Annotated in this window: 15 protein-coding genes; 8 read left to right on the forward strand and 7 right to left on the reverse strand. The window is 73.4% G+C overall.

All coding sequences use genetic code 11. The features are described 5' to 3' along the window. Nucleotides 1-136 precede the first annotated feature (136 nt). On the forward strand, nucleotides 137-1150 hold the full coding sequence (locus DXZ73_RS06135) for an ArsR/SmtB family transcription factor (protein ID WP_116209992.1): 1014 nt from the start codon (nucleotides 137-139) through the stop codon (nucleotides 1148-1150). A 143-nt stretch (nucleotides 1151-1293) separates the two neighbouring features. Next, nucleotides 1294-2649, forward strand: coding sequence for a cytochrome P450 (locus DXZ73_RS06140; protein ID WP_116209993.1), 1356 nt, complete (start codon nucleotides 1294-1296; stop codon nucleotides 2647-2649). A gap of 62 nt (nucleotides 2650-2711) precedes the next feature. On the opposite strand, the gene DXZ73_RS06145 is transcribed toward DXZ73_RS06140, so the two are convergent. The 4 genes from DXZ73_RS06145 to DXZ73_RS06160 are packed head-to-tail and all read right to left on the reverse strand — an operon-like array spanning nucleotide 2712 to nucleotide 11188. Beyond that, nucleotides 2712-4397: an AMP-binding protein gene (locus tag DXZ73_RS06145; protein WP_116209994.1), complete on the reverse strand. Its 1686-nt coding sequence runs from the start codon at nucleotides 4395-4397 to the stop codon at nucleotides 2712-2714. A 17-nt stretch (nucleotides 4398-4414) separates the two neighbouring features. Next, nucleotides 4415-9136: a non-ribosomal peptide synthetase gene (locus tag DXZ73_RS06150; protein WP_116209995.1), complete on the reverse strand. Its 4722-nt coding sequence runs from the start codon at nucleotides 9134-9136 to the stop codon at nucleotides 4415-4417. Between the two features lie 45 nt (nucleotides 9137-9181). Further along, a complete protein-coding gene (locus DXZ73_RS06155; protein WP_162890065.1) occupies nucleotides 9182-10006 on the reverse strand; it encodes an SDR family NAD(P)-dependent oxidoreductase in 825 nt (274 codons plus the stop codon). A 24-nt stretch (nucleotides 10007-10030) separates the two neighbouring features. Continuing rightward, nucleotides 10031-11188 (reverse strand): MFS transporter, encoded by a 1158-nt coding sequence (locus tag DXZ73_RS06160; RefSeq protein ID WP_240351227.1) that lies wholly within the window; start codon nucleotides 11186-11188, stop codon nucleotides 10031-10033. A gap of 143 nt (nucleotides 11189-11331) precedes the next feature. On the opposite strand from DXZ73_RS06160, the gene DXZ73_RS06165 reads away from it, so the two are divergent. The 4 genes from DXZ73_RS06165 to DXZ73_RS06180 are packed head-to-tail and all read left to right on the forward strand — an operon-like array spanning nucleotide 11332 to nucleotide 14835. Next, nucleotides 11332-12873, forward strand: a complete 1542-nt coding sequence (locus DXZ73_RS06165) for an AMP-binding protein (protein ID WP_116209998.1) — start codon at nucleotides 11332-11334, stop codon at nucleotides 12871-12873. A 42-nt stretch (nucleotides 12874-12915) separates the two neighbouring features. Next, nucleotides 12916-13539 (forward strand): energy-coupling factor transporter transmembrane component T family protein, encoded by a 624-nt coding sequence (locus DXZ73_RS06170; protein ID WP_116209999.1) that lies wholly within the window; start codon nucleotides 12916-12918, stop codon nucleotides 13537-13539. A gap of 43 nt (nucleotides 13540-13582) precedes the next feature. Then, complete coding sequence (locus DXZ73_RS06175) at nucleotides 13583-14158, forward strand: biotin transporter BioY (protein ID WP_116210000.1); 576 nt, start codon at nucleotides 13583-13585, stop codon at nucleotides 14156-14158. Further along, nucleotides 14155-14835: an energy-coupling factor ABC transporter ATP-binding protein gene (locus DXZ73_RS06180; RefSeq protein WP_116210001.1), complete on the forward strand. Its 681-nt coding sequence runs from the start codon at nucleotides 14155-14157 to the stop codon at nucleotides 14833-14835. The genes DXZ73_RS06175 and DXZ73_RS06180 overlap by 4 nt, the downstream gene beginning before the upstream one ends. A gap of 73 nt (nucleotides 14836-14908) precedes the next feature. On the opposite strand, the gene DXZ73_RS06185 is transcribed toward DXZ73_RS06180, so the two are convergent. From DXZ73_RS06185 to DXZ73_RS06195, 3 genes are all read right to left on the reverse strand, one after another. After that, nucleotides 14909-15472 (reverse strand): streptavidin, encoded by a 564-nt coding sequence (locus DXZ73_RS06185; protein WP_162890066.1) that lies wholly within the window; start codon nucleotides 15470-15472, stop codon nucleotides 14909-14911. A gap of 150 nt (nucleotides 15473-15622) precedes the next feature. Continuing rightward, the gene (locus tag DXZ73_RS06190) at nucleotides 15623-16084 is read right to left on the reverse strand and encodes a hypothetical protein (RefSeq protein WP_162890067.1); all 462 of its coding nucleotides are present in this window, start codon (nucleotides 16082-16084) and stop codon (nucleotides 15623-15625) included. A gap of 147 nt (nucleotides 16085-16231) precedes the next feature. Then, nucleotides 16232-17356 (reverse strand): uroporphyrinogen-III synthase, encoded by a 1125-nt coding sequence (locus DXZ73_RS06195; RefSeq protein ID WP_116210004.1) that lies wholly within the window; start codon nucleotides 17354-17356, stop codon nucleotides 16232-16234. Nucleotides 17357-17547: 191 nt separating this feature from the next. On the opposite strand from DXZ73_RS06195, the gene DXZ73_RS06200 reads away from it, so the two are divergent. Together DXZ73_RS06200 and DXZ73_RS06205 are read left to right on the forward strand one after the other, a co-directional pair. Continuing rightward, the gene (locus DXZ73_RS06200; protein ID WP_116210005.1) at nucleotides 17548-19656 is read left to right on the forward strand and encodes a molybdopterin oxidoreductase family protein; all 2109 of its coding nucleotides are present in this window, start codon (nucleotides 17548-17550) and stop codon (nucleotides 19654-19656) included. Continuing rightward, a complete protein-coding gene (locus DXZ73_RS06205) occupies nucleotides 19653-20870 on the forward strand; it encodes an NAD(P)/FAD-dependent oxidoreductase (protein WP_116210006.1) in 1218 nt (405 codons plus the stop codon). Before DXZ73_RS06200 ends, DXZ73_RS06205 begins: the two co-directional genes overlap by 4 nt. The last annotated feature ends 6 nt before the right edge of the window (nucleotides 20871-20876 follow it).

A 20876-nucleotide genomic window follows, 5' to 3' on the forward strand; every position in this document is an offset into this window, starting at 1 on the left:
ATCAACGTTTTCAATCTGGGCCAAAAAATAGCAATCGCCGTTCAACGGGCAACCTTTGGAACGGATCACGGCGTCCGTGTGCTCAGGGAAGTCAGCCGTTCCCCGAGGGGCGCAAGAGGGGAAGAGGGGGCAAGCGGTGCTGCGTATCCACTTCACCAGCGAGGACCTGGCCAGGACCCGGATCGCCACGGAACCGGATGTGCTGTGGGAGATGCTGCTGAGCATGCATATGGCGCAGGCCGGAGCGACCGGCCCGGCCGCCGCGGATTTTCTGCTCTGGCGTTCCGCGGTGCGTCCTCGGCTCACCGCGGAAATACCGCACCGGGCCGTGCTGCTGGGGAAGTTGGCGCCGCCGACCGGATATTCCGCGGACTTCCTCACCCCCACGGCCGGGTCGGCCGACATCGATTCCGCCGTCGACGCCGTCCTCGCCACACCACGTCACCGGCTCGGGCGCGACATCGGCCGGCTCGCCGTCACGCGGGGGCCGGTGGACAGCCGGCTCGCCCGGCTCGCCGAGGGCGACACGGAGGCGCTCGGCGCGCTGGGGCAGGGGCTGCGCGCGTACCACCGGCTGGCGCTCGCCCCGTACTGGCAGCACGTGACGCGGCAGATCGCGGCCGACCGCGCGGAGCGCATGGCGGCGCTGGCGGAAGGGGGTACGGAGCGGCTGCTGCTCGGGCTGCACCCAGCCGCGCGGTGGGAGCCGCCGGTGCTCTCGCTGGCCTACCCGCTGTCCCAGGATCTCTTCCTCGACGGGCGGGGCGTGACGCTCGTGCCCTCGTTCTTCTGCTGGGGCACGCCCATCACTTTGAGGGAGCCGGGGGCCGTCCCCGTCCTCGTCCACCCCATCGCCCGCCGGACCGGCTGGATGGACGGCGACCTGCTCGGCCGCACGGTCCCGGCACCGCTGGTGACGCTGGTCGGCCGCACCCGCGCGCAGGTGCTCCACGCAGTGATACACGGCTGCGGCACGGGCGAGCTGGCGCAGCGCGTCGGCATCTCCAACGCGTCGGCCAGCCAGCACGCGACGGTGCTGCGTCACGCGGGCCTGATCGTCACCCGCCGCTCGGGCAACACCGTGCACCACTCCCCCACGGCGCTCGGCAGGGCACTGCTTGACGGAGACGCGCCACGGGCCGCGAGGTGACGGGCGTTCGCCCCGCTCGGGCGGAGGCGGACGAGAGCTGATGCCGTACGGACAGCCGTGCGGCATGATCCGCTGCTACCGTGACAATCGGGGCCGTGCCCCTGAGCCGCAGGCAGGAAGATCCGGATGCCGGGGGGGCCGCCATGTCCAGCGACACCGACGGCCGGCCGGCCGTCGCGCAGATCTCCGGGGCCGGAGCGGCGCGGAGACCACCGGGTGTGCGGCTGCCGGCGGTGGTGCAGACGCTGTTGTTCACGCTGTACCGGCACCGGCTGTTCCCCCTGCTCCGCCGCAGGTACGGGGATGTGTTCACGCTCAGGCTGACCGCGCCGACCCGGCACCTGGTCATCCTGGCCGGGCAGGAGGACATCAGGACGGTGTTCGCAGGCCCCGTGGAAGTGCTGCACGCGGGCGAGGGCAACGCGATCATGGGCCCGGCGCTGGGCGACCACTCCGTTCTGCTCACCGACGAGCACGAACACCGCAGGGCGCGACGGCTGTTGACGCCCGCCTTCACCGGCACGGCGCTGCGCGGCTACCAGGACATGGTCGTGGAGCTGACCAGGGCCGAGGTCGAACGGTGGCCGGAGGGGCAGGCGTTCGGCGCCCACCGCAGGATGCGGGCCCTGACGCTCGAGGTGATCCTCCAGGTGGTGTTCGGGGTGACCGACCGGGCGCGGCTGGCCGCCCTGCGCCCGCTCGTGCGGGGTCTCGCGGACATCGGGCCGGTCACCCTGCTGGGCCTGCCGTATCCCGCGCTCCGGCGCGTCGGGCCGTGGCGCCGGTACGTGTCCTGCCAGCGGCGCGTGGACAGGCTGTTGTACGCCGAGATCGCCGACCGGCGACGGGCCGCGGACCTGCACGGCCGCACCGATGTGCTCTCGCGGCTGCTGCAGGCGGCGGAGGACGAGCCGGGCGGCGGGTTCACCGATCCGGAGCTGCGCGACCAGCTCATCACGCTGCTGCTCGCGGGGCACGAGACGACGGCGACCGCCCTGGCCTGGGCCCTGCACGAACTGGCCCGGCGGCCCGAACAGTTGCGCAGGGCCCAGCGGGCCGCCGACGAGGGCGACGACGCCTACCTCACCGCAGTCGCGAAGGAGGCGCTGCGCCTGAAGCCGGTGGTGCACGAGGTGGCCCGGCAGCTCACCGAGCCGCTGACGGTCGGAGGGTACCGGCTGCCCGCGGGGGCCACCGTCATGCCCGCGATCGGTCTGGTGCAGTCGGATCCGGCGCACCACGACGACCCGGACTCCTTCCGCCCGGAGCGGTTCCTGGACGGGCAGCCGCCGGCGAACACCTGGATTCCGTTCGGCGGGGGCGCGCGGCGGTGTCTGGGGGCAGGCTTCGCGCTGCTGGAGGCGACGGTGGCGCTGCGGGAGACGCTCGTGCGGTACGACGTCCGTCCTGAGCGGCCGGAGCCGGAGGTTCAGCGGGCCCATCATGTGACGCTGGTGCCGGGGCGCGGGGCGCGGGTTGTGGTGACGCGGCGGGTCTGACCATCGCCGGGGACAGTCCCCCGGTCCGGGGTCGCCCGCCGCAGGCGCGAAGTACCCGCGGCTCAGCGGGCACGGGCGGCCAGGACCACGGGGTCGCCCGACAGGCACAGATCGCGGCAACGGCCGCGCTGGACCTTGCCCGACGACGTGCGGGGGATCGTCCCCTTCTCCAGGACGAGGACCTTGTCGGGCGCGTGGCCGAGCTGTTCCCGCAGCCGGGTCATGACCCGCTCCGCGAGAGCCGCGTGGTCGGTCACTCCCCTCGCCGGTTCCACCGCGACGGCCATGCGTTCCGTGCCCGGCACCGCGAACGCCGCGCACGCGGGCCGTACGCCCTCGACCTTGGCCGCCACGTGTTCGTAGTCCTCCGGGTAGAGGTTGCGCCCGGCCACGATGATCATGTCCTTGACGCGGCCGCAGACGACGAGGCCGTCCGGGGTGCGGTAGCCCAGGTCGCCCGTGTGCAGCCAGTCGTCGCGTACGGCCCCGGCCGTCGCCTCGGGGTCCGACCAGTAGCCGCGCATCAAGGCGGGGCTGCGGACCCAGATCTCCCCGACCTCGCGGTCGGCGAGCGGCTTTCCGTCCGGGTCCCTGATCTCGACGCGGACGCCGGGCACCGGGTGGCCGCACACCGCCAGGGTCCTGGCGTCGGGGGCGTCGGGCGGCACCGGCCGGGCGGTTCCGCCCGCCTCCAGCCCCTCGCGGGACACGTGGTCCCAGACGATCCGTTCGGGCACCTCGCCCATGGTGACGGCGAGGGTGGCCTCGGCCAGCCCGTACATCGGGGTGGCGGCCTCCGGCCTGAGGCCGTGGGCGGCGCCGGCCTCCAGGAACTGTTCGACGGCGGTGGCCCGGATCGGCTCCGCGCCGTCGCCGCACACCTGGAGCGCGGACAGGTCGAGGGCGCGGGGCCGCAGACGCATGCCGCGGGCGGCCAGCCCGTATGCGAAGTTCGGGGCGACGGTGCTGGTGGCGCGGTAGCGGGAGAGCGCGTCCACCCAGGAGTCGGGCCGGGAGAGGAACTCCTCCGGTGGCATCAGCACCAGGGGGATGCGGTAGGCCATGGCGGCGAGCGCGGAGATCAGGCCCATGTCGTGGTGGAGCGGCAGCCAGCTCACATGGACGCTGCGGTCGCGCTCCAGCCGGAACCGTTCGCAGCACACGGCGGCGTTGGTCAGCATCTGACGGTGGGTGAGCGCCACGGCCCTCGGCGGGCCGGTGGTGCCGGAGGTGAACTGGAGGTACGCGAGGCCGTCGGCGTCGGCGGGCGCCGGCCCGGTGGTCGCTTCCCGTTCGGCCGCGAGCTGCCCGCAGGTCAGCACCGGCCGGTCCGTGCCGAGTCCGTCGGCCACGAGGTCCGCGAAGGCGTCGGCGACGACGGCGCAGCGGGCGTCCACGTGATCGAGCCGCTGCCGGATCCCGTCGACGGTCTCGGCGAGGGTGGAGACGCGGTGCGGCAGCGGCAGGATCACGGGGACGGCACCGGCCCGCCAGACGCCGAAGAGGGTGAGCAGGAACCCCGGTGAGGTGGAGGACACGAGCGCTACCCGGTCGCCGGGGCCGACGCCCGCCCTGGCCAGGCCTGTTGCCACCCGGCGCGCGGAGTTGGCCAGCAATGCGTACGGCAGCGGTGTCTCCGCGAGGTGGCGGTCGACGACGGTGATCCCGGCCGGGGCGGCCGCGGCTCGCTCCAGGGCCCGGGAGACGGTCGCCGCGCCGAACATGTCCTCGGGCCGCGGATGGTCCATGGTGTGCTCTCCCCCGTTCACCGGGCGTCCTCGGCCAGCGCGCGCAGCTCCCGGGTGAACCGGTCGGCGAGGGCCTGGACGGTGGCGGCGGTGTGCAGGTTGGCGCTGTAGGTCCACACCGTCCTCAGCTCGTCGCCGGAGGTGAACGCCATCACGTCGAGCACCCTGGGACGGTGCCCGCGAGCGCTGCGGTGGTGGCCGAAGGCGGCTGCGACGGGGCGGGCGTCGCCGGTGAAGTATTCGCTGACGTCGCCCCAGAAGTTGAAGCCGATCTCCGGTGCCGGCACGGCGGCGAGCCTCGCCCGGATCCCGGGGTCCGGGTGCAGATGGCGCAGGACTCCGTAGCCGGTGCCCCGGTGAGGGACGGCCCGGATCCGGTCGCGCACCGCCGTGAGATCGCCGGGGCGCAGCACCAGGGGCGACAGGGTGGAGAACCGGGCGACGGTGCGGGAGACGTCCAGGCTGCCGAACGCCTCGTTCCTGCCGTGTCCTTCCAGCTCGACGACCAGGTCGGGCTGTCCGGTCCAGGCGGTGACCGCCCTGGCGAGTGCGGTCAGCAGGATCTCGCGGATCTCGACGCCGTGCTGCCTCGGCAGCCCGGTGGTGAGGGCGGTCGCGGTGGCGCCGGTGATGTCCGTGACGTGGCGTACGGCGGAGGACTGGGTGTTGGGGCCGAGCCGGTGGTCGACGGGCAGGGGTGCGGGCGCGAGGTCCGCGAGCCGTTCCCAGTGGGGCAGTTCGGCCGCGAGTTCCTCGCTCGTGGCATAGGCGGTGAGCGCTTGGGCGCACTGGGGCAGGGAGGCCGTCTTGGCCGGCAGGGTGACGGTCCTGCCCTGTTCCCCGGCGGTGTAGGCGGCGCGCAGGTCTTCGTGGAAGATGCGGGAGGCGTAGTAGTCCATCACCAGCCAGTGGGCGCTGACGAGCAGCCTGGTGCCGCGGTCCGGGCCGAGGTCTAGGCAGGTCAGCCCGACGGTGCGGCCGGTGGCGAGGTCGAGTGCGCCGTGCCGGAGGGCGACGTGGTGGTCGAGGGCCGCGTCAAGCGCGGCGTCGGGGACCGCGTGGAGGTCCACGACGTCGACCGGGGAGGCGTCCACGGCCTCCGGGCCGGGGAGTTCGGCGTACGGGCCGTGCTCGTCGCGGTGGAAGCGGGCGCGGAGCCCGTCGTGGTGGGTGAGGACGTCGGCGAGTGCCCGGCCGAGCAGTTCGGGGTCGAGCGGACGGGCCAGGTCGAAGAGGGGCCACATGCCGTTCCAGTGGCCGGGCTCGGTGAAGTCCTGCTCGAAGAACCAGCGCTGGCCGGGCGAGAGGGCCACGCGGCCGGTGACCGCGGTCTGGGGAGCCGTCGCCGTCGGCAGCCTCCTGGCCACGGCCGCCTGTCCGGCGATCGTGGGGTCGGCGTAGAACTCCTTGAGGGTCAGGTGGAGTCCGTGTTCGGCGGCCTTGGCCACGGCGCGCACGCCGAGCAAGGAGTCGCCGCCCGCCCGGAAGAAGTTGTCGTGGCGGCCGATGTTCCGCGTCGGCAGGACGGCCGCCCAGGCTTGCGCGAGTGCCTTCTCGACAGGGGTCGCGGGCGGCTCGTGCCGCCGGTCGGGTCCCGCCGGGTCCGGGAGGGCGGACCGGTCGACCTTTCCGTTGGGTCCCAGCGGGAGGCCGGCGAGGGTGACGAACGCCGAGGGCACCATGTACGCGGGCAGCCTGGCGGCGAGGTGGGTGCGCAGGTCGTCGGGGCGGGCCCCGCCGTCGCACCGCGGGACCACGTGGGCGACCAGCCGTTTGGCGTCGTGGGCGACGACGACCGCGGAGCGGACCTCGGGGTGGGCGGCGAGGACGGTCTCTATCTCGCCGAGTTCGATCCGGTGTCCGTTGATCTTGACCTGGAAGTCGTTCCGGCCGAGGAATTCGATCGTGCCGTCGGGGAGATGGGCGCCGAGGTCGCCGGTGCGGTAGAGGCGTTCGCCGGTGCGCGGGTGGGTGAGGAAGCGCTCCCGGGTGTGGCCGGGGTCCGAGCGGTATCCGACGGCCAGTCCGGCGCCTCCGATGTACAGCTCGCCGGGGACGTGGTCCGGCCTGGGGGCGAGTTCGCCGTCCAGCACCTGGAAGGTCTGGTTCCGCAGGGGTGTGCCGTACGGGATGCTGCGCCGGGCCGGGTCGACCCGTTCGATCGGGTGGCAGATCGACCAGATCGCCGCTTCGGTGGCGCCGCCCAGGCTGATCAGCCGCGGTGTGCCGGTGCTCAGGGAGCGGACGCGGACGGGCAGGGAGACGGGTATCCAGTCGCCGCTGAGGAGGACGGTCCGGATCGCCCCGGGGAGGCGGGTGCCCTGCCGGGTGCAGTGTTCCACCAGAAGTTCGAGCAGCGCCGGCACGGTGTTCCACAGCGTCACCCGGTGCTCTTCGGCCAGCTCGGCCCAGCGGCCGGGGTCGCGGTGCTCGTCGGGCGCGGGCAGTACGAGGGCGCCGCCCGCGCCGAGCACCCCGAAGAGGTCGTACACCGACAGGTCGAAGCTCAGCGACGACAGTCCGAGCACCCGGTCCCGCGGGCCGATCGCGAAGCGGGTGTTGATGTCGTGGAGCGTGTTCACCGCGCTGCGATGACTGATCATCACACCCTTGGGGACGCCGGTGGAGCCCGAGGTGAAGATGACGTACGCGAGGTCGGCCGGGGTCGCGGCGGCAGGCCCGGCGGTCCCGTCCGGCGGGGCCGCCCACGGCGGGGGCGTCACCACCACGGCGGTGATTCCGGGCGGCGGGGTCACACCGGGCCGGGTGACGGCGATGTGGGCCCCGCCGACGGCGAGGAGCTGCGCGATGCGCGCCTCGGGCAGGCCCGCGTCCACCGGGAGATAGGCGGCCCCGGCGCGGACCACGCCGAGCGCGGCGACGGCCTGTTCCCAGCCCTTGTGCATCAGGACGGCGACGAGGGTGCCCGGTCCCGCGCCGAGGTCGCGCAGCCTCCGGGCCACCCGGTCGGCGCCGAGGCCCAGTTCACGGAAGGTCAGCGTGCGGTCGGCGGTGATCACCGCCGGGGCGTCGGGGCGGGCGGCGACCTGGCGGTCGAGCGCGGCGTGGATGAGCTCGTCCGGAAGCTCACCGGCGGTGTCGTTGACCGCCTCCCGCACGGCGAGCTGGTGCCGCGGCGGGGTGACGGGGGCGGGGGTGCCGTCCTCGGCGAGGCGCGCGACGAGGTCGGTGTAGGCGGTGAACATGTCGTCGAGCACGCCGTCGGGGAACACCTCGTCCACGGCGTCCCAGCCGATGACCAGGCCGCCGCCCCGCACCAGGACCTGGTTGTCCAGGTGCACCTGGGGCGTCTGGGAGGCCGTGTGGCCGGTCTCGAAGACCACGCCCTCCAGGGCGTCGAGGCCGTCCGGCTCCTGGAGCAGGCTGGTGAACACCACGGGCATCCGCGCCCGGGCGCCGTCCCCGCGGCGGGCCAGCTCGCGCTGCACCTCGACGCCGCCGACCAGGGCGTGCGCCAGGTCCTCCCGCAGCCGGGCCTGGAGCCGGGCCGCCGTCGCCGCCAGGTCCGGGGAGCCGGTGAGGTCGCACTCCAGGAGGACGGTCGTGGTGAAGTCGCCGATGAGCCGGGGGACGTCCGGGTGCCACCTCGGCCGGTCGGCGAGCGTGAGGTTGACGGTGAAGCGGGGCGCGGCGCTCCAGGTGCGGAGCACCTCCGCGTAGGCGGCGCACAGCAGCACCGAGGGGGTGACGCCGAGGGCGTGCGCGCGTTCCCTGACCCGCCGCCAGACAGGTGCGGGCAGCTGCTTCTCCCTGCGGACGAACGCCGGGGCACCGGTGTGGGGGAGGGCCCTGACGGGGAGTTCGGGTGCCGGGGGCAGGGTGTCGACGCGGTCGAGCCAGTACGTCCTCGCCCGGTCGTAGGCGGGTGTCCGCCGCTGTTCGGCGACGGCTTCGAGGTGATCGCGGAAGGTCAGCCGCGGCGCGGGGCCGAGCGACCGTGGGTCGAGCACCAGCCGGATCCACTCGGACAGCAGCAGCCGGAGGCTGCCCGCGTCGACGAACAACAGGTCGATGCTGACGTGCAGCCGGAGCCGGCCGCCGTCCAGGCTGTGGGTGCGGATCTCGTAGAGGGGCCAGGTATGCGCGTCGAAGATCTGGCCCGCCATTTCCTCACGGGTCCTGCGGAGGCGACATCGGGTCTCGGGGTCGGTCAGCCCCCGCAGGTCGCGGTGGCGAAAGCGGTGGTAGGGCACCTCCCGCGCCACCTGCTGGCGGCCGTCTGGGAGTACCACGGCCCGCAGCATGTCGTGGCGGGCGACGAGCCGGTTGAACATCTCCTCGGCGCGCTCGTTCTCCGCGGCCAGCAGGTCGATCTCACCGTAGAAATGCGCCGAGCGGCCGCCGAGGTCGAATCCCCCGGCGCCCAGCCAATAGGCCTGTTGGACTTCGGTGAGGGGAAACGGGTCGTACCTGTTCTCGCCCGTCAGTACGCGCCCGCTCGCCGCGCCGGTGCGGCCGCCTTCCACGCCGTGCGCGCGTATCGCCGCACCGACCGTACGCAGGGTGCAGGAGTCGAGGAACAGGGTCAGCGGAACATCCGTACCGAAGGTCGCGTCGATCGTGGACTTGAATGCGGTGGCGTCCAGTGATTCCAGGAAAAGCGGGTCGTCCGGATCCGGTATCCGTTCGTATTCGTCATTGATCCCGGCGAGCAGTTCGCCCAGCCGGTCGAGCAGCTCACCGGTTTCGACAACATGTGGACCAGAGTGCGATGACATGTCGAACCCCCCAATGCGGCCGTCCGGCCGCGCTGTTCCGACGGGCTATCGCGAACGCTCCTGCGTTTCGGCGACCTTGCGCAGATAGGAATGGACACCACCGCGGCGCGCCACCCAGGAGGTCAGCCGCGGTGACACCGCGCCCATGACATCCGCGATCTTTTCCATGGGCGGCGAGACGGTGATCTCGACCTTGTTCTTGCGGATGCACTTCAGCACCGCGCGGGCCACCTCGTCCGGCCCCACCCTGCCCAGCAGCGGCGGGCGGCGCCCCGCCTGCCAGCGCGCGGAGATCCCGACGTCGGAGATCAGCGTCGGATAGACGGCCGAGACCCCGACGCCCGTACCGCGCAATTCCTCGCGCAGCGACCAGGTGAAGCCCACCACGCCGTGTTTGGTGGAGGAGTTGACGGTGCCGTACGGATAAGCGGTACGCCCGGCGACGGAGCCGATGGTGACGATGTGGCCGCGGCCCGCGCTCAGCAGATGCGGCAGCACCAGTCGGGTCAGCGCCTCCGTGCCGAACAGGTTGACAAGGATGACCCTTTTGATGTCCTCGACCGTGGCGTCCTGAAAGCGGGAGATGTGTTCCACCGCGGCGTTGTTGACCAGGATCGAGGGCGGGCCGAGGGTGCTGCGGACCGTGTCCACGACGCGCCGTTGGTCGTCCTCGTCGGAGATGTCGGCGGGGACGACGAGCGGTTCATGGCCGTGGTGCCGCACGCGCCGCGCTGTTTCCCGCAGGCCGTCCTCGGTGCGCGCCACCAGTGCCAGCCGGACGCCCGCCCGCGCCAAATGCTCGGCGATATACGGGCCGACGCCACGGGACGCCCCGGTGAGAATTCCTACAGCACCTCTCGGTTCCAGCACGGACCCACCCCCTGCTGCGAAAATTCAGCCACATTGTAGCTCCGCGGGCCGCCGGCTCGACGTCAGGTGAATGACCACGGCGACCAGGCACAGCCCGGCCCCGGTCAGCGGCACGGTGCCGACCCCGACGTGGTCGATCACCGCTCCCCCCGCGACCCCGGAAAGACCGATGCCGAGGTACAGCGCCGAGGCGTTGAGCGCGAGCAACAGGCCGCTCTCGCCGGGCGACAGCTCGATCAGCCGGCGCTGCACGGGCGGGTTGAACGCCCAGGTCGACAGGCCCCACAGGAACAACACGACCGCGGCGGCCACGACATGGCCGGCGGCGGGCAGCACCGCCAGGGTCAGTACGCTCCCCGAGACCGCCGTCAGCAACGGCATCCGGTAGCCGAAGCGGTCGGCGGCGATGCCACCGGCGGCGTTGCCGATCGCGCCGCCGATGCCGTAGCCGAACAACAACAGGCTCAGCGTTCCGCCCTTGACCCCGGCGGTCGACTCCAGCACGGGCGCCACATACGTATAAGCCGTGAACACCCCGAGGCTGGCCGCCAGGGTGATCCCCAGGACGGCGACCACCCGGCGGTCCCCCAGGACCGCGAAGCGGCGGCGCAGGCTCACCTTCGGGGGCGCGGCGACCGGCGGCAGGGAGACGGCCGCGGCCACCGCCGCCAGCCCGCAGAACGCGGCGACGAGCCCGAACACCCCCCGGTAGCCCAGCGGTCCGACGAGCAGGGTGCCCGCGGGCACCCCGACGATCGTCGCGACCGTCATCCCGCCGAACACCCACGCCACGGCCCGCGCCCTGCGCTCCGGACCGCTGAGTTCGGCCGCCACGGCCGTCGCCGCCGGGGTGAAGACGGCGGCGCCCGCGGCGGTGACGATCCTGGCGGCCAGCAGGGACGCGAAGTCCGGGGCCAGCGCCGCGAACGCGTTGCCGAGCGTGGCAACCAGCAGCGCGGCGACGATCAGGGTCCGCCGCCCCCAGCCGCTGGTGGCCACGGCCAGCAGCGGCGAGCCGACGGCGTACGCCACGGCGAACGACGTGGTCAGCAGCCCGGCCGTGGACACCGGGACGGACAGCTCGGAGCTCAGCTCGGGGAGCACGCCGGTGACGATGTATCCACTGGTGCCGACGGCGAAGGCGCCTGCCGCGAGCGTCGGGATCCTTCCGGAAGGGGACATGGGCGGGATCATTCCACGGCCCTTGCCGACCGGCCATCCGGGGGTGCGTCAAGCAGCTTGATCGCCCAGGTAGTTGAACACTGCTGCCCTGACGCCGACCGAGTGGCATTCTGGCCGTCCTTCCAGGACCGGGAACAGGAGTGATGACCGTGACCATCGCCGCCGGATTTCTCTCGCGCGCAGTGACGTCGCCCCACCGGGACGCCCTCGTTCTCTGCGGGGATCCCGAGCGGCGGTGGGGGTACGACGAGCTGCGCCGTGGCGCGGTCGCCGTCGGGCACGCGCTACGGGCCGAGTTCGGCGTGGCGCCGCCACCGGAGGTGCGGATCGCCGTGCTGCTGGGGAGCGGCGGGGAGTTCCTGGAGATCTTCCACGGCGCGGCGCTGGCCGGGATACCGGTGATGGTGCTCGATCCGGCCTGGAGCCCCGCCGAGCTGTCGGCGGTGCTGCGGGACGCGCCGCCGGTGCGGCTGTTCTGCGGGACCGCGACCGAGGCGGTCCGCCGGTGCGTACGGGCCGGGTCCGTGGTCGAGTCGTCCGCCTACGAGGACTGGCTGGGCCGGCACGGCGGCAGGGCGGCGGCCGACGGGGTACCGGCGTTCGCCGATGTGCCGGACGGCGCGCCGTTCTATGTGCCGTTCACCTCGGGGAGCACCGGCCGCCCCAAGGGCGTGGTGCGCTCCCACCGGTCCTGGCTGCGCTCCTTCGACCGCACCGCCGTGGAGTTCGGCATCGACGCCACCGACCGGGTGCTGCTGCCGGGTTCGTTGGCGCACTCGCACTTCCTGTACGGGGCGGTGAACGGTCTGCACGTGGGTGCGACGGTGCACCTGATGCCGGAGTTCGACGCGGACCTCGCTCTCGAACTCCTCGACCGCCACGCCGTCACCCGGCTCTATGTGGTGCCCACGATCGTCGAGGCGCTGCTCGCGGCGGCGCGGCGGCGGCCGGGCCGCTCGTTCCCCGGGGTGCGTTCGCTGCTGTCGGTCGGGGCGAAGTGGTCGCCCGGCCGCCGCGCGCGGGCCGGGGAGCTGTTCCCGCACGCGGACACCGTGGAGTTCTACGGGGCGACGGAGCTCAGTCTGGTCTCGCTCCTGCACGGCCACGGCGACGGCCCGCGGGAGTCGGTGGGCAGGCCGGTGGCGGGCGTCGAGCTGTCGCTGCGCGGGCCGTCGGGCGCGGAGGTAGGGGTGAACGAGGTCGGCCGGGTGTATGTGCGCAGCGACATGCTCTTCACCGGATACCTCTCCCGCTCCGATGCCGGGGCCCCGGACCGGGACGGGTGGTTCAGCGTCGGCGACATGGGCCGGCTGGACGAGCGGGGCTATCTGCATCTCGTCGGCCGGGACGGGGGAATGCTGATCAGCGGTGGCCTCAATGTGTACCCGGAGGAGGTCGAGGCGGCCCTGCTGCGGCTGGAGGAGGTCGCCGAGGCGGCTGTCGTGGGTGTGCCCGACGAGCACTGGGGCGAGGTGGTGTGCGCCGTGGTCCGGTGGCGTGACGGCGCCCGGCTGGACCTGGCGGGGATACGTGACCGCGCGGCGGCGCATGTGTCCCGGCAGAAGTGTCCGCGGCGCGTCTTCGAGACGGCCGGGCTGCCGCACACGCCGAGCGGGAAGGTCGACCGTGCGCGGATACGGAGCGCGGTCCTGGAGGGAGCGCCCGACGTACGGGAGATAGCGTGAGCGTTCCGCCCTCCTGTCCCGGATCACGAGGTACTCACCCCCATGCTGAGCCTGCACCACGACGCGCGTACGCCGGTCCACGCCCTGCCCGCCGGGGTGAAGCTGCTGGTGCTCTTCGCGGTGGGCACGACCCTGTTCTTCGTCACGTCGATGACCGTGCTCGGTGCGGCCGTGGTGGGGGTCGGGCTCTGTTACGCGCTGGCCCGGATTCCTTGGCGGACGGCGGGCCGGCAGCTGCTCACGGTGCTGCCCTTCGCCGTCTCGATCCTGGCCCTGCAGTGGCTGTTCTCCGGCTGGGAGACCGCCGTGCTGGTGGGGCAGCGCATCGTGGTGCTGGTGATGCTGGCCAATCTGGTCACGCTGACCACCAGGACGACCGCGATGATCGCGGCGATCGAGACGGCGCTGCGGCCGTTGAAGCCGCTGGGGATCAGGCCGGAACGGGTCGGTCTGGTGGTGGCCATGACGATCCGGTTCATCCCGGTGATCAAGGAGCAGGCCGATCAGGTGCGTGCCGCGCAGCGGGCGCGCGGGGTGGAACGGAGCACGGCGTTCCTGGCTCCGCTGCTGGTCAAGACGTTGCGGCTGGCGGACGGGCTGGGCGAGGCGCTCGACGCCAGGGGCGTCGACGGCCCCCGGCGGACCGAGGGCACCCGCCCTCTATGATGATCGGCTGGAGCGAAGGACGCTCGGGGCCGGGGGTTCGGGGTTGCGTACGAAGGACATGGCGCAGATCGCGCTGTTCGCCGCGATCATGGTGGTGCTGGGCTTCTTCCCGCTGATCGAGCTGCCGCTCGTCCCGGCGCCGTTCACGTCCCAGACGCTCGGGGTGATCCTGGCGGGCTCGATCATCGGCGCGCGCCGCGGCGGCCTGGCGATCCTGCTGTTCGTGGTGCTCGTGGTGATCGGTCTGCCGGTGCTGCCGGGCGGCCGCGGCGGTCTGGGCGTCATCCTGGGGCCGACGGGCGGTTTCGTCCTGGCCTACCCGGTCGGGGCGTATGTCACGGGTCTGCTGACCGAGCGGCTGTGGAAGCGGTACAACCAGTGGACCGCCATGCTGTGCAACCTCGTCGGCGGGGCGCTCGTGCTCTACGCCATCGGCATCCCGTGGATGGCCGTCGCCGCGCACCTGTCGATGGAGAAGGCGGTCACGGGCTCGGTGGTGTTCCTCCCCGGTGATCTGCTCAAGGTGGTGATCGGCTCGCTGGCGGCGGTCACCGTGCGCAGGGCCTACCCGATGATCACGCCCGGGACGCCGCGCCCCGCGGGGGACGAGCGCGCGTGATCGAGATCGAGGGTGTGAGCCAGTGGTTCGGCGAGCGCCACGTGCTGCGGGACGTCGGCCTGACGCTCACCGAGGACCGGATCGGCGTCATCGGGTCCAACGGCTCGGGCAAGAGCACGTTCGCGCGGCTGCTGAACGGTCTGCTGGTGCCCTCGAAGGGCCGGGTCGCCGTGGACGGGCTGGACACGGGCCGCAAGGGCAGGGAGGTCCGGCGCCGGGTCGGCTTCGTCTTCCAGGACCCGGACATCCAGATCGTGATGCCCACGGTCGCCGAGGATCTCGCGTTCGGGCTGAAGCGCCACGGGCTGAGCAAGGCGGAGATCGCCCTGCGGGTGACCGAGGTGCTGGCGGAGTACGGGCTGAGCGAGTTCCGTGACCATCCGGCGCATCTGCTGAGCGGTGGTCAGAAGCAGCTGCTGGCGATCGCCGCGGTGCTGGTGACGGGCCCGCGGTACGTGGTGTTCGACGAGCCGACCACGCTGCTGGACCTGCGGAACAGGCGCAGGGTCGGCAAGCTCGTGCGGGAGCTTGAGCAGAAGGTCGTGGTGGTCTCGCACGACCTGGAGCTGCTGGCGGGGTTCGAGCGGGTGATCGTGTTCGACGGGGGCCGGGTGGTCGCGGACGGCCCTGCCGAGGAGAGCGTCGCCGCGTACGTGGCCATGCATCCGCCGCTGTAGGCGTCCGCGCGCGCAGGAGCCGTCGCCGGCGGGCGGCACCCGCCGACGACGGCTCGGGACGCCGGCCGTACGGTCAGCTGCCGGACCGGTTGCGCGCGAGGGCGAAGGGGTCGGTGGAGCCGCCGCCCAGCTTCCCGGCCCGGTCGATCTCGGCGGCCGAGGGCTTGGCGCGGCCGAACAGGTCGTGGCCGACCAGGGTGGACTGCCACTCATTGGCCTCGGTGGTGCCGGAGGTCAGCAGCCACTGCGTGGTGATCCGCGCCTTGTCACCGCCGAAGAACTGACCGCTCCAGGTCGTGGCCGAGTGCGCGTCGCGGTATTCGTTGCGCCAGCCGACCGTCCAGCCGAGGGCGGTGCCGCTGCCGTCGGTGGGGGCGGTGTCGTAACGGCCGGTGAGCACATAGCGGTTCTGGGCGTTGCCCACGGCCGATTCGTAGGTGCCGGTGAGCCCGCCGTCCTCGGTAGCGGTGACGATCAGGGTCGAACCCAGCTGGTTGTACCAGGTGCCGGTGATGCCCGCGATGTGCCTCTGCGGGGCGGTGGCCTTGCGGGAGTCCGCGGTGGCGCTCGCGGACACGGTGGCGGTGGCGAGCAAGAGGGCGAATACTGCGAAGAGGATCTTTCTCGTACGAGACACGAACACACTCCTTGTCGACGGTCGTCGAGCCCGGAAGCGGGTCCGGAAGGCGCACCTGTCGCGTGCGCCTCCCCCCAATTCCGGTGAAGAGTACCGGTGTTCCGTGCGCGTGTCCGCCCTCAGCGGCCCCGCTCGCGGTCCCGTGCCTCGTCAGCCGCCGAGTTTTTTCGGTGACGGGAGCGCGGCCGGGTCGCCGGTCCTGGTGAAGGTGTCCGCCTTCCCCGCGCCCCAGGAGACGACGAGGGTCTTGCCGTCCGCGCGCTCGACCGTGCCCGCGGTGCGCTCGGTGTTGCCGTCCGCGCATTTCAGCGCGATCTTCACCGGATCGGCCTTCTCGTCGATGGTGCCGGTGCAGGCGCGCTTGCCGCCGTTGGCGTAGACGACGGCCTTGCCCTGGTAGACGGACATGCCGATCACACCGTCCGCGGAATGGGCTCCGTAGACACCGTCGAGGTGCCCGCCCTTGGCGGCCGGGGCGTCGCTCGGCAGGCCGGGCGCGGCGCTCGTCGACGGCTTGTCGTCGGCCTTCTTGTTGTCGCCGCTGCTCCCGCAGCCGGATATCAGCACAGTGGCGACCAGCGCCACCCCCGCGTACTGCGCTGCTCTGCGCACGTGTTGTCCCTCCCTCGTGGGGCCCCGGGCGGGGCCTGATCCACAAGCTAACAGCCGTACAGGCGGAACCGGAGGGTCCCGTCCTTCTGTGACCGGCATGGGACACGGGCACAGCTGTTCCCTCATTCCGGACCCGGGATGTCCGGATTATCGACCCGCCAGCCGGTATCCCCGTTTCGGCACCGTCCGCACCAGATGAGCATGCGGGCCAAGCGCCTTGCGGAGGCGGGCCACGGACATCTCCACCGCGTGTTCGTCGGCGCGGCCGCCGGGCCAGGCGCGGCGCAGGAGTTCGCCGCGGCTGAGGACGTGGCCGGGGCGTTCGGCGAGCGCGCGCAGCACGGCGGCCGGGAGGGGCGGCAGCCAGAGGGGGTCCCCGGCGCCGAGCAGGGCGTTGCCCTGGAGCACGAGCAGGCCGGACGGGCCGGTGATGTGGTGGCGTCCGCGTTGCTGCAGGAGGTCGGTGAGGGTGCGTACGAGGGCGCCGAGCCGCCCGCGCTCCGGCCAGTGGGCCGGGGCTCCGGCCGCGCGCAGCGGGTGGGCGCAGAGCTCGCCGACGCAGACGGCGGCGACGTCCGTGCGGAGCGCCGTGAGCAGCTCCTCCCGGCGGCCCGCGGCGGCCGCGGCCTCCAGGAGGGCGACGGCGGCCGGCGCGCTGGTGAAGGTCAGGGCGTGGAGGTCGCGGCGGGCCGCCGCGTCCACGAGGCGGCGCACGGCCTCCGGGTCCTCGGGCGGACCCCAGCGGTAGACCGGCACCTCGATGACGTCGGCGCCGCGTTCGCGCAGGGCGGCGGTGAATCCGTCCAGGGGCGCGCCGTGTTCCTGGACCGCGACGCGCCGCCCGCGGAGGTCGTGGGAGAGCAGCCAGGCGAGCAGCTCGCGATTGGCCTCGGTCGGCGGGGAGAACACCTCGTCGAGACCGCTGGCCCGGACGGCCCCGATGGCCTTGGGCCCGCGGCTGACCACCGTGGCCGCCCGGCAGGCGCGGACGAGCGCGGCGCCCTGCCCCCAGCCTTCGGCGGCGCTCATCCAGCCGCGCCAGCCGACGCCCGTGGTGGCGACGACGTAGTCCAGGGGCGCGGCGAGGCAGCGTTCGGTGGCGCGGCGCAGGGCGGTGTCGTCGCTCAGGGGCACGATGCTCAGGGTGGGGGCCTCGACGGCGCGGGCGCCCCGTCGGAGCAGCAGTGCGGTGAGTTCCTCGCGGCGGCGCGCCGCGGTCACGCCGATGGTGAAGCCCGTGAGCGGCCCCGTCGCGGTGCTGGTTGTGCCCATGGGGGCAGGTTCTCGCCGTGGTGTTTCGGCCGGGTTGCGGCGCTGTCATGCCGATGAGCCGTACGGGGCCGCCTTGTTACATGCGCGCGCCGTGGGCATCACCGCGCTGTCATGCGGTGGTGAGGGCTTCGTACCGTGGCCGCAACACCGGTGATGTGGGGGCGTAACGGGCGAAGGGAACACTCCCTTGCATGACGACGACCGACACCCACTGCCCGTACTGCGCCTTGCAGTGCGGCATGGGGCTGCGCACCGTGGCTCCCGGGGGCGTGCCCGGCGCGCCTGCGGTGGAGGTCGTGGAGCGCCCCGGCTTCCCCGTCAACCGCGGGGCGCTGTGCGGCAAGGGGCAGAACGCGGCAGCCGTGCTGGCGGGTGCCGCACGGCTGTCGGCTCCGCTCCTGCGGGATCCGCGCACGGGCACGCTGGAGGAGGCGTCCTGGGAGCGGGCCCTGGACCGGGTGGCGGCCGGGCTGGGCGACGTCGCGGCACGGCACGGCCGGGAGGCCGTGGGGGTCTTCGGCGGGGGCGGGCTGACCAACGAGAAGGCGTATCTGCTGGGCAAGTTCGCGCGGGTGGTGCTGCGCACCCCGCACATCGACTACAACGGCCGGTTCTGCATGTCGTCGGCCGCGGCCGCGAACCGTGCGGCCTTCGGTGTGGACCGCGGGCTGCCGTTCCCGCTGGAGGACATCGCCACGGCGGGCTGCGTCATCCTGGCGGGCGGCAACCCGGCGGAGACGATGCCGCCCGCACTGCGCTACTTCACCGGGATGCGGGAGAACGGCGGCCGGCTGATCGTCGTCGATCCCCGCCGTACGCGCACGGCCCGGCACGCCGACCTCCATCTCGCCCCGGCGCCGGGTACGGATCTGGCGCTGGCGTCGGGGCTGTTGCACCTGGTCATCGCGGACGGGCTGCTGGACCGGGAGTTCATCGCGGACCGTACGACGGGCTTCGAGGAGGCACGGGCGGCGGCCATGGCGCACTGGCCCGAGCGGGTCGAGGAGCTCACGGGGGTGCCGGTGCCGCGGTTGCGGGAGGCGGCGCACCTGTTCGCGGAGGCGGAGACGGGGATGGTGCTCACCGCCCGGGGCTCGGAGCAGCACAGCAAGGGCACCGACACCGTCCGGGCCTGGATCAACCTCTGTCTGGCGACGGGCAAGGCGGGCCGCCCCGGCAGTGGCTTCGGCTGTCTGACGGGCCAGGGCAACGGCCAGGGCGGCCGTGAGCACGGCCAGAAGTCCGACCAGCTGCCCGGCTACCGCTCCTTGACGGATCCGCGGGCCCGCGCGCACGTGGCCGGTGTCTGGGGGGTGGACCCCGACGCCCTGCCCGGTCCCGGGGTGCCGGGTTATGAGCTGCTGGAGCGGGCGGGCACCGCGGGCGGCGTACGGGCACTGCTGGTCATGGGTTCCAATCCGGTGGTGTCCGCCCCGCACGCCTCTCATGTCACGGACCGGCTGCGGTCGTTGGACCTCCTGGTCGTCAGCGATGTCGTGCTGTCGGAGACCGCGGCGCTGGCGGACGTGGTGCTGCCGTCGGCCCAGTGGGCGGAGGAGACGGGCACGATGACCAGCCTGGAGGGGCGGGTGATCCTGCGCCGGGCCGCGGTCGCGCCTCCCGAGGGGGTGCGCAGCGATCTGTACGTCCTCAAGGAGCTGGCCGCGCGGCTGGGCGTCGGCCGGGGGTTCCCCGACGAGCCGGAGGAGGTGTTCGAGGAGCTGCGGCGGGCCTCGGCGGGCGGCGTCGCGGATTACGCGGGTATCAGCTACGCCCGGATCGGGGCCGAGGACGGGGTGTTCTGGCCGTGTCCCGACGCGGCGCACCCGGGCACGCCGCGGCTGTTCCTCGACCGGTTCGGGACGCCGGACGGCCGGGCGCGGTTCGCCGGCGTCGTCCACCGGCCGCCCGCCGAGGAGACCGACGCCCGCTTCCCGCTGTACCTCACGACGGGCCGGGTGGGTTCGCAGTACCAGAGCGGCGCGCAGACCCGGCGCGTCCCGGCGCTGAACGCGGCCGCGCCCGGCCCCTTCGTCGAGCTCCATCCGTGGCTCGCGGACCGGCTCGGGGTGGGCGAGGGGCAGTTGGTGGCGGTGACGAGCAGGCGGGGCCGGGCCACGGCGCCCGCCAGGATCACCGACGCCATCCGGCCCGACACGGTCTTCATGCCCTTCCACTGGCCCGGTCCCGGCCGGGCCAACACGCTGACCAATCCCGCGCTGGACCCGGAGTCGAGGATGCCGGAGTTCAAGGTGTGCGCGGTGCGGGTGGAGCGCGCCGCCGAGGAGGCTCCGTCATGACGGCCCGGCGGATCGCGGTGGCCGGCGCGGGCATGGCCGGGGCTCGTTTCGCGCAGCAGTTGCTGGCCCGTACGTCTCCGGGCGCCGTGGAGCCGACGCTGTACGGGGCCGAGCCGGACGGCCCGTACAACCGCACCCTGCTGGCCGAGGTGCTCGCCGGGCGCTACGGCGGTGGTGACGTCATCGGCCTGGCGTGCGGGCCGGACGCCGTGGTCCGTACGGGCGCCGAGGTCACCGCCGTGGACCCCGCCGCGAGGACGATCGCCCTCGCGGACGGTTCGGCCGCCGGCTACGACGTGCTGGTGCTGGCGACGGGTGCCGAGCCGGTGCTGCCCGCGGTGCCGGGGCTGTACGGGCCGGACGGCGGCCTGCTCGGCGGGGTGCACACGTTTCGTACGCTGGCCGACTGCCGTCGGTTGACCGAGGACGCGGGGCAGGCGAATGGCGCTGTCGTGGTGGGCGGCGGGGTGCTCGGGGTGGGGGTCGCCCGGGCGCTGGCCGCCCGCGGTCTCCCGGTCACGCTCGTCCACCGGGGTCCGTATCTGATGAACCGTCAATTGGACGGCGGGGCCGCGGGAATGGTGGCCGCGGGGCTCACGGCGCTGGGCGTGGCGGTGCGCACCGCCACGCACGTGCGCGCCCTGCGCGGCACGGACCGGGTCACGGCCGTGGAGCTGGAGGGCGGGCCGGCACTGGCGACCGGCCTCGTGGTGTTCACGTGCGGGGTCCGGCCGCGCACCCGCCTGGCGCGCGCGGCCGGGCTGGCGGTGCGCGAGGGCATCGTCGTCGACGACGGCCTGGCCACCTCCGCCCCCGGGATCCACGCGATCGGGGACTGCGCCGAGCACCGCGGCACGGTCCACGGCCGGTCCGGCCCGGCCTGGGCCCAGGCGGACGCGCTGGCGGCCCGGCTGTCCGGCGCCGACCCGGACGCCCGCTGCCCCGGCAGCCGCCCCCTGACCCGGCTGACCGCCGGGCCCTTGCAGCTCGCCGCCTTCGGCGCCCCCGACGACGGCGCCGCGGACTCCTTGGACGTGCTCCGCGTCGCCGACGCCACCCGCGGCACGTACAAGAAGCTCGTGCTGCGCGGCGACCGGCTGGTGGGCGCCGTCCTCGTCGGCGATCTCACCGCCGTGGGCGGCCTGATCCGTGTGTGGCGGCGCGACGAGCCGCTGACCGCCGACCCCTTGGACCTCATCAGGACCCCGTCATGACCGAAG

It is taken from the genome of Streptoverticillium olivoreticuli subsp. olivoreticuli, from assembly GCF_003391135.1.
Taxonomy (GTDB): Bacteria; Actinomycetota; Actinomycetes; order Streptomycetales; family Streptomycetaceae; genus Streptomyces; species Streptomyces blastmyceticus.